Below are 18047 nucleotides of genomic sequence, written 5' to 3'. Positions count from 1 at the left end.
CCGTAAATGGGGTTTTGTTAAGGCAAATAGCTGACATATCCCTGAAATGGGGGACTACATCGAATTGATTTTTAAGGGGGTATTTTCAAAGGTTTAATACTTTATTTTTGGAGGTAATCCACTAGTTAAAGTCCTTAGTCATGAAACTATTCAAGAAACCCCATCTGATTGGAGCACTGGTATTTACACTGGCTCTTGGAAATCTCAATGCGCAAGAATTCACCGCAGGTATTAATACCGAAACCCCAAATGCAAATGCCGTATTGCACCTGGTTTCACCAAATGGCGATCAGGGATTATTGATTCCGGCTATAAGTGATAGAGCAGCCATGGCTACCGGGCTGGGTGCAGCCGACAATGGGTTGCTGATTTTTGACACCTCGGTCGATGGATTCTATTTTTGGAACGGAACTGCCTGGGTTGCTCTGGCCGTTCCTGCTAATATCGCCGATGGGATTGATTGGAGTGAAATAACAAGTATCCCAGCCGGCTTTTCCGATGGAATCGACGATGGAATTGCCACTGAGACCGACCCGACCGTGTTGGCAAGTGTTAAAGACGGGGTAGACTGGGCAGAAGTAACAAGCATCCCTGTAGGCTTTGCCGATGGGATCGATGATGGAATAGCTACAGAGACCGACCCGACCGTGTTGGCAAGTGTAAAGGACGGAGTAGACTGGGCTGAGGTGACGAGTATCCCGGCTGGCTTTGCCGATGGGATCGATGATGGAATAGCTACAGAGACCGACCCGACCGTGTTGGCAAGTGTGAAGGACGGAGTAGACTGGACGGAAGTAACAAGTATCCCCGCTGGCTTTGCAGATGGGACGGATGATGGTATTGTAGCAGAAGTTCAGGATTTAGGCGCAGTGATTGCTTTGGGCAATGATGCAGGCGGTTCCACCATCGTCAACGTGGCAGATCCGACAGCCGCACAGGATGTGGCGACAAGAAATTATGTAGACACACAAGGCTTTATCACTGGCGAAGTTCAGGACTTGGGAGCGGTGATCGCTTTGGGCAATGATGCAGGTGGTTCCACCATCGTCAACGTGGCAGACCCGACAGCCGCACAGGATGTGGCGACAAGAAATTATGTTGACACACAAGGCTTCATTACTGGCGAAGTTCAGGACTTGGGAGCAGTGATTGCTTTGGGCAATGACGCAGGCGGTTCCACCATCGTCAATGTGGCAGACCCGACAGCCGCACAGGATGTGGCGACAAGGAATTATGTTGACACGCAAGGCTTCATTACCGGCGAAGTTCAGGACTTGGGCGCAGTGATTGCTTTGGGCAATGATGCAGGCGGTTCCACCATCGTCAACGTGGCAGACCCCACAGCTGCACAGGATGTGGCGACAAGGAATTATGTTGACACGCAAGGCTTCATCACTGGCGAAGTTCAGGATTTAGGCGCGGTGATTGCCTTGGGCAATGATGCAGGCGGTTCCACCATCGTCAACGTGGCAGACCCGACAGCCGCACAGGATGTTGCGACAAAGAATTACGTAGATGTTAATCTTCCAGCTCCGCTACTTTCTGGCAATGGTGTCACCATCAACGGAAGTAATATAGACCTTGGGGGAAACTTATCTGCACCATCTACCATTACTACAGGTGCAGGAAGCAGCGATTTGATCATTGATGGGGCTGGAAGGTTTATCACCAATACCGCCATAGAAACAAGTCTGAATAGCCCTGTCATTAACCTGGGGGATGCGGGTAGTGACAATATCAATGTTATTGGTCAAATGGTGTTTGAGGCCGGGCCTAATGATGTAACGCTCTCGGTAAACACCCAATCTAACCCCACGCCGATTTTACGTATTCCGGATTTGCCAACCAGTGATGAAACACTGGCGTTGGCGAGCCAGCTGGGTACTTTGACCCTTCCATTCTCAGATACACAGGCCAATGCTTCAGATTTGTTTGCAGTGACTCAGACAGGAGCCGGACGAGCAGGAGCATTTATTGTAAGTAATCCTGCCAGTACACTCCCTGCCTTGGAGGCTATCTCCGATGGCGCACTTAATTCATATGCCTTGTTGGCACAGAGCAATGGAGGTGGTGATGCGGCTCGTATCTCATACGACAATGCAGCAGGTACCGCACAGGCGATGAATGTGTTTACTTCCGGATTAGGTAAGACCGCCACATTTTCATCAAATAATGTGGGCAATACAGATGCAATTCTTGATTTACAGCATTTGGGTTCTGGTCCCGCAATCACTTCTAACGCACCTATTACAACCAATGCACAAATTGGAATTGGAGTAATTAATCCTGCCGTTTCGTTGGATATTGCCACCACAGATGCCATTAAATTCCCGGTAGGAACCACCGCTGAGCAGCCGGGTTCTCCATTGGATGGAATGATGAGATACAATACCGACATTGGCGATTTTGAAGGATATATTTCTGGAGCATGGACGCCTATTGGTGGCGCTAATTTCCAAATGGGATTGAATGAGGATTTAGAAGATGTTGTGTTTGGAACATCATCAACACCAGTATTTGAAGCGGCAGGTGCGAATAAACACCTGGGAATTGAATCCGAAACCGCTCAGGCAATTCTTAATGCATCTTCCTTTGGATTCCCTTCAGAATTAAGATTATCCAGAGGTAATGGTACCAAAGGAGGGGCTTCACCAATTTCCAATGGTGACAGGTTAGGAGAGGTTGCATTTGCCGGGCGTGACAATGTTCCGCTTTATCCGGTTAGCGCCTCCATAGCTGCCGAAGCAACGGAAAACTTTACTGGAAGTACAGGAACTGATTTAATTTTCAGTGCCACTCCTTCCGGTACGAATGGAGCTGTGGAAATGATGAGAATAAGGAATGGGAACATTGGTATAGGCACCAATAATCCAGCCGTCTCGTTGGATATTGCCACCACAGATGCCATTAAATTCCCGGTAGGAACCACCGCTGAGCAGCCGGGTTCTCCATTGGATGGAATGATGAGATACAATACCGACATTGGTGATTTTGAAGGCTATATTTCGGGTGCCTGGACGACACTGAGCAGTGGATCAGGATTGGTTTTTGAGCCCAACGCCAGTTCAATCGTCGGAGGAACGGGGGCGGGTCCATCCGTCACTGGAAATGCCAATACCATTTATGGGGTAGATGCCGGAAGCGTACTATCTACTGGTGCGAATAACACATTTGTTGGAAATACAGCAGGACAGAGTGCCAACGGCTTTGCAAACACATTTGTAGGTGAAGCTTCCGGGTCTGGTACCACTGGAAACGAAAACGTATTTATCGGTCAGACATCCGGAAATATCAACACATCTGGTAATTTCAATACATTCATCGGAACCGGAACTGGAAACGGCAACATCGGAACCGGGAACACCAACGGATCTCGCATAACTTTACTTGGATTCCAGGCTGATACAGGTGCTGATGGATTAGTAAATGCTACGGCAATAGGAAACAGGGCGGTGGTTAATACCAGCAATTCTCTTGTACTGGGAGGAACTGGTCCTAATGCAGTCAATGTCGGAATTGGGACGACCTCACCTCAAATTCCCCTTCAGGTAGGAAATCAATTTGGATTGGCATATTTTCAGAATGCCACCGAAGCTATCGATGGGGATGCCATTCTCTCCAATCTTTATCCGGACTATACAAGCCCAACAGATAATGAATTGAGAAGAACTAACACGGATTCTGCCAGCTTCATCTTTATGGATGATGGCGAAATTCTCTTTATGAATGTGGTAAATGGGGCTGCAAATTCGCAACTTAACCTTTCTGGGGGTGACGTCAGAAGCTGGATGGAAATGCGCAATGATGGAAACATCCACATCAGCGAGGGATTAAGACTTGGGTCACCTGATCCTGGAGACGAAAGGGATGGAATGATTCGGTTTAATGGTTCCACTTTTGAAGGGTATTCCTCTGGCGCATGGAGCGCTTTGGGTAGTGGCCTCACACTTCCATTTGTGCAATCCCAATCAGATCCTGGTGCTCTTTTTGAAGTTCAAAATACGGGAGCAGGTCAGGCGGCACGATTCAGAAGCAATGGTGGAGACGCATTAGAGCTAGAGGGCAATATCAGTTTTTTTGATCAGGCAGACCGGTCAATAGCAATATACCCTAATGGAACTGGCCAGGGAAATCACATGTCCCTAAGTGCCGGAAACTCAGTGAGTGGTAGTCCGGATAATGGAGGTAATCTGTATTTGAATGCAGGGATTGGTGATGCTTCAGGTGGAAACGGAGGTGATGTAGTAATTTCAGCTGGAGCGCCAGGAGGAGGGGGTTTCAATGGGATTATTGAAACACATGGAGTGATTCGCGTAGATAATCCGGCAAGTGGTTTTGGTGGCACCATAGAATTGGAAGATGATGGTGGGGCTAATGCGTTTGTACTACAGGCCCACCCTTCCAGCAACGCCTATGGAGTAGTTCTTCCGCAAACGCAAGGTTCCGGTGCACTTACAAATGATGGCACGGGTAATTTATCATGGTCAGCAGTTGGAGGAGGATCATTCATTGAGGATGGAAATAGTAACCTGATTGGTGGCAGCACGGCGGGAGGATCGCTTGGAGTCGGAACCAACAATATTATTATAGGATCAACCGCTGGATCAAGTGTAAATGCCGGTGGGGGAAATACTGTTATTGGATTAAATGCAGACATCTCAGATGATAGCGGAACCAATGTGGTTATTGGTGAATCCACGGATGCAAATGGAGGAGCGGCTGTTGCTATTGGTAATCAGGCAAATGCATTTGCCAACGCTTCTGTTGCAGTAGGCAGGCAGGCAAATGTTACTGGGGGTAGTACCAATTCAATTGCAATCGGAAATATTGCATCGGCTTCTGGCTCAAATGCTGTTGCAGTTGGAGGTAACTCCAATGCAGTAATAGGTGGAACTGCAGTTGGAAATGGATCTACCGCAGGAGAGTCAGGATCACTTGCCTTAGGTATTGGTGCTTCTGTTTCAGGGGGCTCTACTAATTCTGTGGCTATAGGAAATAGTACATTTGTAAGCACACCTAATGTAATTGCGTTAGGAGACGGAACAAACAACAGCTTAAATGTCGGTATTAGAACCGCTACACCAGCATCTGAGCTGGACGTGAATGGAATAGTCACAGCAAATGATTATACCTATTCAGCACCGGTAAATCGTACTACAACCATTGGTGTTCATCATTTTCAAGTTGAATTTCTAACTGGGGATGTGAATGATTTGAAGATTAATCATGGAAATGGCACAAGTGCGGCCCCAAGTACCGGCTCCATAAGCGTGGAAGAAAACCAGCATTTAATGGCCCCACTAATTTTGCCTGAAGGAGCAGTATTGACGCAGATGGAGGCACAAATGTGGCGGGATGTGGTATCCACAAACGATCCGAGAGTTGAATTATTCAGAAAAACACTTGGAGGTGCGCCCGAGTTAGTTGCTACGATTATTTATACTGGAGGAGGTGGAACAGCTGTAATTGATGCCACAAGCACCTTTGGTAACCCTGTAATTGACAATGCGAATTATCAATACTGGTTAAGGTTTACAGGGGATGCCGGTCCTAGTGGAGCTCTTTACAGTTACACTTCAGGTGTTCGTCTTATCTACACAGTACCAAACCCGGATTAATTATGTTAAGATTTCAGGCACTCTTAGCTCTTTTTACTTTTTCTGGCCATGTGCTGTCCCAGTCCGTCACCTTTGGTGATCAGACATCCCTATATCTTGGACAGGGCACGATTTTTTTCTTTGGAGGAAACACCACCCTGGATGGCACCCTTTCAAATAGTGGTACCATTGTTAGTTATAGTGATATAGACTTGGTATTGAACACTGATATCGGCAACATTAAGTTTACAGGGAGGGCAGATCAGAATATAAATGGAGGTGTATTGGAGGTAGGTGATTTCATTGTAGACAAGCAGGGGAAATTGACTCTTTTGACTGAACAAATCATCGTTTCGGGATCCTTAGTAACGGAAAATGGCGTAATTGACGCAGAAGAAGATGATGACATTTTGGTGAGCGGAAGTAGCCAGGGAACCGGCCAGGGTTATGTGGAAGGGAAGCTTGTTGGGATTTCCAGGGGCAATCCCGTAACCTTCCCAATGGGGGTGAACGGATCACCTAATTATGTAACCATCTCCAATCTCCCTAACAATGCTATAGTAAGCGTGGAATGCAAAATCCCGGATGCCAACCAGCTTTTTCCCGATGAGGACATAGTTGGGATCAGTGATGAAGTGGAGTGGGTGCTCAAAGTGACCGGAGACTCAGTTCAGGCACAGGTTTCGGTCTCCTTTTCCGGTGTAGACCTTCAAAATCTCTCAAACGGGGAAAATATCCGGGCCTTTGACTATGAGCCGGCAATCGTTTTGTTTTCTAAAACAGACACGCTCTTTCATGCATTGAATGGCGTGGTACGGGATACTGATGCTTCCTTCTCAGAGGGTGCGATCACCTCCGACCAATCCATCTGGATCACCAATGAAGGAAGAAGAATGGCCATTGCATTGGTTCCAGTAATAGTAGAGCCTACTTTTTATGTCCCTAATGCTTTTTCACCCAATGGCACAATAGAGGATAATAGAAGGTTTAGACCTTACTTCGCCGGAGCAATCGTGAGTTCATTTTCCTTTTCTGTGTATGATTCATTCAATAAGGAAGTATATAGCGCCAATCAATCCAACGATGAGGTAGATATTTCTCAGTTTGGCTGGAATGGAATATTGAATTCTGGGCAGGAAGCCCCGGAAGGTGTCTACTATTACAAGGTTCGGATTGTGGCTGACTCAGAGGAGTACACTAAAACAGGGTCTGTGCTTTTGGTAAAATGAAAAGGATTCAACTATTCATATTGTTATTCGCCATAGGCCTTTACTCCACAGGCCAGGAAGGACAGTTTTCACAATATTTTGCTAGTTCTACCGTCCTCAATCCGGCGTTTTCGGGAATTACCCCCACGATTTCTTTCAACTCTAATTATAAGCGTGGCGGGTCACCCAGCACCGATTCCTTTTTAGAGTTGATGCAGGTCACATTTACCTATCCATTCAAGAAAACCACAAGTAAGGACTTTCAGGTGGGTGGAGCAGGCCTCACTTTTTTTCAGGAAAAGCGAGGTTTTGAAGGCATTTACTCCTCAAAGAAGATTTTACTGACGGGCGCATATTCGTTCCGATTGAGCCGATTAAACAACAATACGATTGTTTTCGGCTTACAGGGTGGCATTGTGGAGCATAGAATCGATGGTTCCAGATTGACCTGGGGGTCTCAATTCAATAAGTACATTGGCTTTGACGATACCCGGGTTGGAGAAACGGTGGGAGCTAATCCGGTACTTTACCCCACATTCAATTTCGGGGTGGTCTATACGGCATTTGACAATGAAAACAGGTTGGTACGTGACAAAAGCCTTATTCTGGGAGTAAGTGTGGATAATCTCAATCGGGCAAGAGTGGCCATTGATGGACTGGAAGGTGCTCAAAAAAGTTTGCTTTTTAAAGCATTCGGATCATCCAAATTGCCATTGTCCCCACGATGGTACATTCACCCATCTGCTTATGTGCTTTATTCTCAGGGACAGGAACAGATCAATGCCGGTCTTTATTTTTCCACCTTCGTGAGTTCGCCAAGATCAAATACTGCAGTGGAGTTGCAGGCGGGCTCCTGGTATCGGTTTGAAGATTCGGTTATCGTATTGGCAGGATTTGAAATTCAAAACCTGCGGATCGGTTTCAGCTTCGATCTGAATACTCAATCATTTGACATCAACAGTGAACTGGGTGCTAATCTCCCAACCTATGAGATTTCATTAACTTATAACCTGGATTTGTCAAATTCCATGAGAAACATTTCAAGCCCGATATTCTAGCATGAGGAAATTCTGTTTGGTCATTCTCACACTTTCAGCAGCACTGATGCTATCTGCGCAATCTGTGCCTCGGCTATTGACAATGGCGGATGAGCTGTATCAGAATGACAGATACCTGGAGGCGATTGAATTTTACGAAAAAGCGGTTGGACTTGATAAACAAAACTACTTTGCCCGCTTTCAGCTGGCTACCTGCTATCACAAAACCTTGCAATATGATAAGGCAAAAGAGACGTTCTTGAGGCTTAGCAATATCGAGGGGCATGATTATCGGGCCAGATCGCTTTACAATTATGCCAATTTACTAAAGCAGGAAAGCAGGTTCAGAGAGGCTGATTCTTTGTACTACTTTCTGATCTCCATACCGGATGCAGAGCCCTATCTGGTAGAATTGTCACGAAAGCAAAGGGAAGGATGTCAGCTGGCATTGAGGCAGGAAAAGGTAGACAGAGGATTCAGCATACAGGCGATGGACGAGATCAATTCGCGCTTCCATGATTTTGGCGCCACCATCAATCCTTCCAACAAACAGCTAGTGCTGGCGACCACTCGAAATCTGCGTGGTGTTCAGTATGAAGGAAGTCAATATGAGGGGTTACTTCCGGATTTGGTAGCATTTGAAAATAGGGATGGCAGCCGATGGCGGCTTTCTGCCTCGGATCAGGATTTTTCAGATTTAAATACCCAATGGGCAGAGGGCTCAGGAAGCTTTACCAAAGAGGGCTCAGTTTTTTACTTTTCATCATGCAGTGGGGAAAATGGTTCGGACTGTGGAATAATGGTTTCTTATTTGGAAGAGGATAAATGGAGCGATCCGGTTCGGTTGAATGAGTACATCAATGAGCCCGGCTCAGAGAACAAACACCCGGCCATTTCTGCGACTGGAGACACCCTGTTTTTCATTTCCAACCGCACCGGAGGGATAGGCGGTTCAGATATTTGGATGAGTTTGAAGGGGTTGGAAAAGGAATCGTGGACGCCAGTCATTAACATGGGCGCAGTGATCAATTCACCGGAGAATGAAATCACACCTTACTATTCCTCAGCATTCCAGTGCCTGCTTTTTGCCAGCGACGGGCATGTGGGTTACGGAGGATACGATATTTATGCCGCTAAAGGGGAATCTTTCTTTGAGCCTCAAATCTATAATCTGGGAGACCCCTTCAACTCGACCTGGGACGATACCTACTTCAATATTTCCGACACAGTCGGGTTTATTGCCACAAATCGGGCTGATCATGAAATATTGAACATCAGTTCGTTTGAAGTCAGCAATGAGCGATTGTTTTTGTCACTTCTGATATCAGGTGAGTCATTGATTGATTCTCGTTTGGCTTCCAAATTCAAAGATCTTCAATCACTCGATCTTGTCACGTTCAGAATTGAAGACTATGCGGGCTATGACCTGTATGAACCAATCAGACCCTCCAAGCCAAAACCGAAAATACTCAGTGACGGTCGTGAGGGAGCATCACAGGAATTTGCTTTTGAGCGATTATTTTTTGAATATGGAATTGCTTCTTTGAGACCAGAAGCCAAAAGGGCGTTGGAAAGTGTAATGGATCAGATAGTGGGCAAGAGTGTGGTGTCGATTGATATACTGGCGTACACGGACAGCATTGGCCCCACTCAGGCCAATCTGCTTCTGAGTAAAAACAGGGGAGCCGCCGCGAAAGAATATCTGGTTTCCCTGGGAGTGGATTCATCAAGCATCAATGTATTTCCAAGAGGGGAGCTGCCATCAGAGGGAGCCGGAGATCACTGGTTTAAGCGCATTTTGAAGCGCAGGGTAGAGATCGTCATAAAAGCTCAGGAACCATTAAATTTGAAATCTGCGACACCCTACATCATTAGAAAGGCTTTAAGTGTGGAGGAGATTGCCAATGCTCTGGGTGTCACGGTAGAAAAACTCAAGGAATGGAATGGAGATATAAGCGGAACGTTCATGGCAGGGGAGACCATTCGTGTGATGGAAGATGAGGTCCGCGATACACCTGTGAAACTCCTGGTGGGAGAGGAGGATTTCTCACTCTTCGTGACCCATACAAATGGCTAATTATCCTTTGGATACCAGGATATAAGCCCCCCAGTTGTATGGATTATCATCCACTTTTCTGAATTCCGCCCTGGCATTGAAAAATGCCTGCTGTGGGTCCTTCTCAATCAAAAGCTGTTTGTAAAAGAGGTTCATGAAGTTTCGGGCAGCTTCATCGTTTATTTTTACCAGGGAAAGCAACACATTCTTTGATCCGGCTACCAGAAAGGAGCGTTGCAATCCAAATACGCCTTCACCATTCTGAACCTTGCCAAGCCCTGTCTCGCATGCCGCAAGCACCACCAGATTAGTTTCATCCAGCACCAGGTTCATTGCCTCATAGGCTGAAAGCAGCCCGTCATTTTCGCTGTTGGCGGATTTGCTTAGGAAAAGACCGGAGCTGTGCAATGGGTCTGTATAGTTTGGGTCATCTATGAAATACCCGTGCGTCGCAATATGAATCACGCCGGGATTTGCAAAGCTTTTGATTTTGTCTTCGGTAGCTTCAGAAAAATAAAATGTCTCGGTCTCCCATTTTCTCACATTCAATATCTCTGTTATATCGCTTGCTTCCCGCTCTGCCCCGGGCAATTGGTTCAGGGAATAGCCCTCAATCCGTGAGAAATCAGGATTTCCGAAGATCTTGGCCTCTGTAATGAATCGTGGATTTTCACGGTACAGTAAATCTTTCCCACTCGTGATATTGATAATGTCATACTTATCAGCCATGAACTGATCGGTAGTCTGATCATAGAAAACCACCGGGTTTATTTTATGATAAATACCATCTGGAGAGAGGTATATTTTGTTAATATCCGAGAGCTCATTATCCACAGGCTCCCAGAAAATGCCATAGCTTAGTTTGTCTTTCACGCCGAACTTCAATGAGTTTCGGTAGGTGGCAAAGCCCTTTTCAAACTGGGATACATCCATACGAACAGGGGTGAAGACACTGTCCTGCTTGATGATGAAAGCCACATAGTGCGATTCCTCTTCAAAACCCTGATCTATTGTTTCGTTGAGCACCTCTACCGAATAATTTCGGTATTGGATGATGTCTATCATGGCCGTGCTGTCTTCCAGTGAGTTGCTGATTTCCGCCCAATGATGATAGGTGGCTCGCTCCTGGTCGGCAAACACTTTAAACTTCCTTGCCAGATCTTTTTCCAGTTGTGCACACTCTTCCTCCAGATGAGTAATGGAAATACCCTGCTTGATCCGATCCTCTTCAGTCAATAGATAGGCCTGTGCCAGGCTGTACTTTTTTTCCCGCCATGTGTTGTAATCCTGCTTGATCTTATTATCAGAGCTGTTTTGGATGAGTTTCCGCATCTTCTCCGAGGCATAGAACAGAATTCCGCGAGTATTCAAAAAGTGATTGAGGGCATTTTCTGCATACTCGGTGTAGATATTATTTTCTTTGAATGCAAGCGAGCAGAATCGTTCGATGTTGTATCGGGTCTCATCAAAATAGAGCTTGCGCTGCTTATCGGTGAGCACCGGGAAGATATCCTGCATGTGTTTGATTTCAGCCGCAAGGGCATGATCAAAAGCCTCCATAGCGGATTGATAATCTTTGACGATCATGTAATACAACCCCAGGTCATTTACGGTTTTGATGTAGAGCGGGTGATAGTTCCCAAGCGTATTAGCCCGAATGCGCTTGGCTTCCGTAAGGAGCTTGCCTGCCAGCGAAAAATTCCCAAACTGTAGATATAAGAGTGCAACGTTGTTTAGTGAGGTGGCATAGTTGGCATGCTCGGTTCCGTAGATCACCTTATCCATGTCCAGCACCTTCATGTATAGGTCAAGCGATTTACCCAGTTCACCTTTTTCTTTGTGGATACTTGCCAGGTTGCTCAGGCTGCTGGCATAATCCGGATTCATAGATCCAAAGAGGTTCAGAAAGCCCTGCGAGCTTTCGCGAAAGCATTCTTCCGCTTTTTCAATCTCACCCTGCCGCATGTAGATGGTGCCCAGATTATTAATCATGTAGGGTCGGATGGTGCGGATATCTCCTGCCAGGTCCAGCGCCTGATCCATGTAGTTGTTGGCAGAGCGAAGGTCGTTTAGCCGATAGTAAAGGACGCTTAGTCCATTGAGCGTCTCGAGTAGCATCACCGGATTGTCTGCATATTTGTTTGCTTTGTTCTCCAGATTATAGAGCAGATAGTTTTCAGAATCCGAATATTCTCCCTGTTCAATCTTCAGGGCCGAAAGCCGGTCTATGGCGCGGAAGTACTGGATTTCATCTTTTCCTTTGGACAGTTCCAAGGCTTTTAGGAGTTCGGTCTCGCTTCTGTTCAGATCCCCGAAGTGGCGATAGGTAGTGCCAAGCTCAATTTGTAAGGCTATTGTGGTAGAGTCATTGAACTCTCTACCGGCGCTGATTGCATCATTCAAGGCTGTGAGGCTTTTGTCAAAGTTTCCCACTTCTCTGTGATAAACTCCTTTTCGATATAAGAATCGGATTTGGGCTTCTTTATTATCGCTCAGGGTTTTATTTGTCACCCTTCCGGCCAGGTCAAGGTACCTTCCGGCTTCCTCAAATTTGCCAAGTTCCTGATACAATCCGGAGAGGTTGTAATAGATACCCAACAGGTCTTTTCGGATAGAATCTTTCTGAGCTACCTGGGAGCTTAATCCACTGTGAAAGGCATTTAAGCTTCGTTGCTTATCGTTTACTTCCCACAAAATAAGGCCCACATTGTTGTACAATCCGGCAATGCCTATTTCCGACACGCACCTCCCAGAATCCAGGTCTGTCAGCAGGGAGTTGGCATAAAATTTTGCTTTAAGCGGGTAGTCATATTTGAAAAGCTCAGCACTATCCAGCTTTTGCAGACAGCTCTGCGCTGAAAGAATACCATTGCAAAGAATGAAGAATATAAATGCCGCTTTTCTCAACATCAGGGATGTAAGCTATTTCATGTTGAATTTAGCAAGGATAATGTATTCTGAAGTGAAGAAGATATTTTTCTTACCAATGCCACTTGAGAAAAGATGAAGATTGGATCAAAACTCAATGATTGCCTGCGCCTGCTCCTTCAATCTCCTTATGTAGGTTTCATCTGTGATCTGGCCGCTTTCCATTTTGCCATTGATGCGGATAAGCTTGGGTTTGAGGGCAAGCACATGCATACCCAGGTAGTTGAAAATATCGGTCAGGTGACTCATTGCCATTACCCCTCCTTGTATACCTGAGGAAAGTCCAACCAGGGCGCATTTCTTTCCTTTAAGGGTGCCCGGAAATTCGAGTGCGTCCAGAAACGTTTTGAGCACCCCGGGAAATGATCCATTATATTCAGGAACGATAAACACGTACTTCTGAGCTTCTTTCATGTGCTCACGGATCGGGTTGAAGTCTACATTTGTGCCCTGATTTTCATAGAGGGCAGATGCGATGAAATCGGCGGGTAAATGCTCCAAGTCTACAATGGTGGATTCAACCTCATTCTCTTTCAGTATTTCCTGATAGAGAAGGGCCACTTGCTTGGAGATGGAATTTCTTCTGTTGGTGCCGCTAACGATTGTGATCATACAGATTTTCTAAATCAATATTGTAGTTGTGGACGCATATAAGAATATTTGCCCGATAATTGCGTTTCTGGTCTATTGAGATCGCAAAGAAACACAAACCTGTAAACCATCAGAACGGCTTTTAGTTCAAAATGTCCATCACAGTAGATCACCTGACCAAAGTTTACGGCACACAAAAGGCGCTGGATGATATTTCATTTGAAGTTCCACGGGGGAAAATCACGGGTTTTTTAGGGCCCAATGGTGCCGGCAAATCTACTACCATGAAAATAGCGACCGGCTACATTGGACTAACATCCGGATCAGTAGCGGTGGACGGAATCAACGTTTCGAAGGAGCCATTGAAGGTGAAGAGGCTGACCGGCTATCTGCCCGAGCACAATCCGCTTTACCTCGAAATGTACGTGAAGGAATACCTCGGATTTATTGCAGCAGCCTATGCGTTGAAAAGACGTTCCTCCCGAATTGCAGAAATGATTGACAAGTGCGGCCTGGAAAGGGAGCAACACAAGAAGATCGGGGCCCTTTCGAAAGGATACCGGCAAAGGGTAGGGTTGGCTCAGGCACTCATCCATGATCCGCAGGTATTGATATTGGACGAACCCACAAGTGGCCTGGATCCCAACCAGCTGGTCGAAATCAGAAAGGTGATCAAAGAGGCCAGTCAGGACAAAACGGTGATCCTCTCCACGCACATCATGCAGGAAGTGGAGGCGCTGTGTGATAAGGTGGTGATCATCAACAAAGGAAAAATCGTGGCAGATGATGAAGTGAAGAACCTCAAATCGATGAAGTCTGATGTGATTACCTATCTGGTTGAATTTGAGGAAGCCATTGATGTACAGGTCTTTGAAAAGGAAGGACTGTTGGTTTTGGGCAGAGAGGGAAGTATTTACCAGATTTCCTCAAAAGAAGATCCAAGGAAGACTATTATGAAAGTGGCGGGTGAGCATGCATTGCCGTTGCTCAATATCTCGAAGGAAGAGCAATCATTGGAATGGGTTTTTCAGGAATTGACACAGGGGAAATGATTATATACCATAGCGATATCACCCACCTAACCTCCCTCAATGGAGGAATTCGTCCTATTAGAGATTGGATGTTCGATGGAAGTGAATATCCCCTTGAGGGGATTATAGGGGGTGTCATTAACAAGTAAATGTTCATGATCACCATCCTAAAAAAAGAAATAAACGAATTCCTCGATTCCCTGATCGCCTATGTGGTAATCGGGATTTTTCTGACTGGTATCGGATTGCTCGCGTGGGTATTTCCGGATACCAATGTGCTGGATTATGGCTATGCCAGCATGGAGACCCTATTTTCGTTAGCTCCCTATGTGTTCATGTTTTTGATTCCGGCTATTACGATGAAGGCTTTTGCCGAGGAGAAACGAAGTGGTACTATTGAGTTGCTATACACGCTACCATTCAGAGATATAGAAATTGTTATTGGGAAATTCCTGGCAGGCTTCCTTCTGGTAATTTTCTCCATCCTCCCGACTCTGGTTTACTATTTCTCCTTGTCCTACCTGGGCAATCCGGTAGGCAATCTGGATACCGCGGGAATCATCGGCTCGTACATAGGACTGATGCTGCTGGGAGGCATTTTCACAGCCATCGGCATCTTGTCATCGGCCCTTACCGGCAACCAGATCGTATCCTTCATTCTGGCAGCATTTCTATGCTTCGCCTTTTATGCAGGGTTTGATTCGATTGCTTCAATTAATATCTGGTCTGAGACTTCCTACATCATTGAGCAAATTGGGATCCTGTCGCATTATGAGACATTAAGCAAAGGGCTGATTGATCTGACCGATGTGGTTTACTTCCTTTCCATGATTGTGCTGTTTTTGTATGTGACACGAATCATTTTAAATGTGCAGAAAGGATGAGTGAAGCCAAAAAAATAGTATTGCTTCAAACACTCGTGGTGTTGCTCTCGGTTTGGCTTGTAAACCAATTGGCCGACCGATATCGCATCCAGTTTGACCTAACTGAGGAGAAGAGATACACCATCTCTGACGCTACTAAAGAACTCCTAAAATCCCTGGATGAAGAAGTATATTTTGAAGTCTACCTGGCCGGCGATCTTCCATCCAATTTCGAGCGTTTCCAAAAGTCCATCGCTGAGATGCTGGAGCAGTTTTCTATTGAAAGCGGAAACAGAATCCAATACAAATTTACCGATCCGGCTCAGGCTACAAACCTGCAGGCAAGAAATCAATTCTACCAATCCCTGATCGATAAAGGTGTTCAGGCTACTAACCTCAGCTATAAAAATTCGGATGGAGACAAGATGGAGAAGCTCATTTTTCCTGGAGCACTTGTTTCGAAGGGAATCAATGAAATCCCAGCCAACCTGCTGAAAGGCAACAGTGCCGCAGGGCCTGAGGGTATTTTAAATCAAAGCATCGAAGGATTGGAATACGAACTAGCCTCTGCAATAGCTCAGCTAATCAATGGAGGCACAAAGAGGATCGCATATATCACCGGGCACGGATCACCAGATTCTCTTGAAATCGCAGGCTTTCGAAGTGCTGTTCTCTCCAGATTTGAATTGTTCAATGTGTCATTAGATAACCGTTCTGAGCTCAGTGGATACGATGCAGTAGTCATTGGTAAGCCAACCAAGCCATTCACCGAGCAGGAAAAATACCTGGTGGATCAGTACCTGATGCGTGGCGGAAATCTCGTTTATTTCATCGATGCGCTGAGTGTCAATATGGATAGTGCTTCGGGTGAGGGCACGGTAGCGATTCCATATGAAACGAACCTCACCGACCAGCTTTTTAAGTATGGCGTTCGGGTCAACCAGAATTATGTGCTGGATGTGAACAGTGGACAGTTTCCGGTGGTGGCTGGCAACATGGGGAATCAGCCACAGATCCAGATGATCCCATGGCCATTTTTTCCTGTGCTTACAAATTTTAGCAAACATCCGTCTGTGAGGAACCTGGATGCTATTCTTGGAAGATTTGTGTCGGAAATTGACACAGTGAAGGCAGCCGGGATTACCAAGACGCCACTCATCAACACCAGCCAATACACCAAATTGCTGGGGCCACCTGTGCGTGTGGCTTTCAATGATCTACGGGATAAACTTAGACCTGAAAGGTTTACAGATGGGCCGAAAACTGTGGGTTATCTGCTGGAAGGAAAATTCACTTCCCTTTATGCCAATCGCATCGTGCCGAAAGGGTTTGATAAGACTCAGTTTATAGCGAAGGGGGAGTATGGAAAAGTGATCGTGATTGGGGATGGTGATATCATCCGAAATGATCTGGATCCCGAGACAGGTGAACCGCTAGGACTTGGCGTAGAGCCTTTCACCAAGACCACCTATGCAAACGAGGAATTCATTCTCAATATTCTAGACTACATGGTAGACGAGTCAGGGTTGATTGAAACCCGGTCAAGGGAAGTAAAAATCCGTCCGCTGGACCGGGTAAAAGTGCAGCAGGAGCGAACCCGCTGGCAGCTGATAAACCTCGTGCTTCCGGTTATTTTGGTCTTACTGATCGGTGGAGTGAAATGGTATGTCAGAAAAAATAAATTTGCCAGGTCGTGAGTAAAACTACCGGATATATCATTGCCATTATTGTACTGCTCGGTGCTAACCTTCTGCTGTTTTTTGGTAAAGAAACAAGCACTACCAAGAATGCTGAGAATTACTTTCAGGTAGAAGACTTGGAAAGGGTCAGCCGATTTACTTTTTCAATGAATGGAGACAGCACGGTGATTGAGCGAGCTGGAGAAGAGTGGAAGTTGAATGCCAAGTATAAGGCAGACGAAGGCTTTGTGAATACCCTGATTTCGATCCTGGAGCGCGTGGAGGCGGGTAGGACAATTGAAAACTGGGATCGTGAAACGCTGGGAAATGTAGAAGTGGAATTTGACTTTAATTCCAGATATAGATTTGAAATAGGCACCAATGCCACCAAAACCAAATCTTACTTCATTGCAAATGGAGAGGCTAAGGAGGTGGCCGTTCCCGGCTATCGCGACAATGTGGTGGATATTTTCCTCCTTCACCCGGATCAGTGGCGAGATAGAAATATCCTTGATGGCAGCTGGCGCACCATTCAGCGACTGACCGTTGAAAACAAGCAAGCGGAAGATTTTGAAATTTCCTTCAATGATTCATTCTTCCTGGTGAATGGAACCACTCCGACAGATAGCTCGGCAGTGGTCAGTTACCTAAACCAGTTTCAGCAGTTTCAGGCCAATGAAATGATCTCAGAAGGTCGTTTTCCAGCGTTGGACAGCCTTTCGTATACAGAACCTTTGGCTATTGTCACCATCGATGATATAAAATATGATAGCCCTGTCAGATTGGAAATTTTTCCGAATTTGGTAGGCCAGCCGTATCATTTGGTGAGAATGCAGACCGGGGAGCGGATGGTAATTGATGCCAGAAGAGTGGCTCAAATCCTGACAAATCCTGACAATTAAGCTTTTAATTTTAAGCCTGATTCCTCCCTTGAGAGAAGCAAGGAGGGTGTCTATTACATTAATCTACAGGAGCACCCCTATAGTCCCCTAAAGGAGACATTCCCAATTACAATTAGAACTGCTTATCTCACAAATTGTGATTAAATTAGCCACCC

The 18047-nt window shown here is 45.9% G+C and carries 10 protein-coding genes; 8 read left to right on the top strand and 2 right to left on the bottom strand.

Features of this window, described 5'->3' with window-relative positions; all coding sequences use genetic code 11:
* Positions 1–140 precede the first annotated feature (140 nt).
* From RLN88_RS08000 to RLN88_RS07985, 4 genes are read left to right on the top strand one after another with little or no spacing between them, the layout of a single operon-like run.
* Positions 141–5618, top strand: a complete 5478-nt coding sequence (locus RLN88_RS08000) for a beta strand repeat-containing protein (protein ID WP_350220869.1) — start codon at positions 141–143, stop codon at positions 5616–5618.
* Between the two features lie 2 nt (positions 5619–5620).
* Positions 5621–6826: a T9SS type B sorting domain-containing protein gene (locus RLN88_RS07995; protein ID WP_350220868.1), complete on the top strand. Its 1206-nt coding sequence runs from the start codon at positions 5621–5623 to the stop codon at positions 6824–6826.
* Entirely contained in the window at positions 6823–7863 is a 1041-nt protein-coding gene (locus RLN88_RS07990) for a PorP/SprF family type IX secretion system membrane protein (protein WP_350220867.1), read from the top strand. Before RLN88_RS07995 ends, RLN88_RS07990 begins: the two co-directional genes overlap by 4 nt.
* 1 nt (position 7864) lies before the next feature.
* Positions 7865–9919, top strand: coding sequence for an OmpA family protein (locus tag RLN88_RS07985; RefSeq protein ID WP_350220866.1), 2055 nt, complete (start codon positions 7865–7867; stop codon positions 9917–9919).
* Here RLN88_RS07985 and RLN88_RS07980 read toward each other — a convergent pair whose 3' ends face one another.
* Entirely contained in the window at positions 9920–12808 is a 2889-nt protein-coding gene (locus RLN88_RS07980; protein WP_350220865.1) for a CHAT domain-containing protein, read from the bottom strand.
* A gap of 105 nt (positions 12809–12913) precedes the next feature.
* Positions 12914–13438, bottom strand: coding sequence for an NADPH-dependent FMN reductase (locus tag RLN88_RS07975; protein WP_350220864.1), 525 nt, complete (start codon positions 13436–13438; stop codon positions 12914–12916).
* Between the two features lie 131 nt (positions 13439–13569).
* On the opposite strand from RLN88_RS07975, the gene gldA reads away from it, so the two are divergent.
* From gldA to RLN88_RS07955, 4 genes are all read left to right on the top strand, one after another.
* Positions 13570–14469 (top strand): gliding motility-associated ABC transporter ATP-binding subunit GldA, encoded by a 900-nt coding sequence (gene gldA / locus RLN88_RS07970; RefSeq protein WP_350220863.1) that lies wholly within the window; start codon positions 13570–13572, stop codon positions 14467–14469.
* Positions 14470–14603: 134 nt separating this feature from the next.
* A complete protein-coding gene (gldF, locus tag RLN88_RS07965; RefSeq protein ID WP_350220862.1) occupies positions 14604–15332 on the top strand; it encodes a gliding motility-associated ABC transporter permease subunit GldF in 729 nt (242 codons plus the stop codon).
* Complete coding sequence (gene gldG / locus RLN88_RS07960) at positions 15329–17008, top strand: gliding motility-associated ABC transporter substrate-binding protein GldG (protein ID WP_350220861.1); 1680 nt, start codon at positions 15329–15331, stop codon at positions 17006–17008. The genes gldF and gldG overlap by 4 nt, the downstream gene beginning before the upstream one ends.
* Positions 17005–17892: a DUF4340 domain-containing protein gene (locus RLN88_RS07955; protein ID WP_350220860.1), complete on the top strand. Its 888-nt coding sequence runs from the start codon at positions 17005–17007 to the stop codon at positions 17890–17892. Before gldG ends, RLN88_RS07955 begins: the two co-directional genes overlap by 4 nt.
* Positions 17893–18047: the final 155 nt, after the last annotated feature.

It is taken from the genome of Ekhidna sp. (assembly GCF_040223195.1).
GTDB lineage: Bacteria > Bacteroidota > Bacteroidia > Cytophagales > Cyclobacteriaceae > Ekhidna.
Note: the sequence above shows the minus strand (reverse complement) of the source record. Positions and strands in the feature narration are given on the sequence as shown.

Excerpts from the sequence above, each read along its gene's own strand:
- RLN88_RS08000 (WP_350220869.1), top strand. The coding sequence starts at position 141 with ATGAAACTATTCAAGAAACCCCATCTGATTGGAGCACTGGTATTTACA.
- RLN88_RS07995 (WP_350220868.1), top strand. The coding sequence starts at position 5,621 with ATGTTAAGATTTCAGGCACTCTTAGCTCTTTTTACTTTTTCTGGCCAT.
- RLN88_RS07990 (WP_350220867.1), top strand. The coding sequence starts at position 6,823 with ATGAAAAGGATTCAACTATTCATATTGTTATTCGCCATAGGCCTTTAC.
- RLN88_RS07985 (WP_350220866.1), top strand. The coding sequence starts at position 7,865 with ATGAGGAAATTCTGTTTGGTCATTCTCACACTTTCAGCAGCACTGATG.
- RLN88_RS07980 (WP_350220865.1), bottom strand. The coding sequence starts at position 12,808 with ATGTTGAGAAAAGCGGCATTTATATTCTTCATTCTTTGCAATGGTATT.
- RLN88_RS07975 (WP_350220864.1), bottom strand. The coding sequence starts at position 13,438 with ATGATCACAATCGTTAGCGGCACCAACAGAAGAAATTCCATCTCCAAG.
- gldA (WP_350220863.1), top strand. The coding sequence starts at position 13,570 with ATGTCCATCACAGTAGATCACCTGACCAAAGTTTACGGCACACAAAAG.
- gldF (WP_350220862.1), top strand. The coding sequence starts at position 14,604 with ATGATCACCATCCTAAAAAAAGAAATAAACGAATTCCTCGATTCCCTG.
- gldG (WP_350220861.1), top strand. The coding sequence starts at position 15,329 with ATGAGTGAAGCCAAAAAAATAGTATTGCTTCAAACACTCGTGGTGTTG.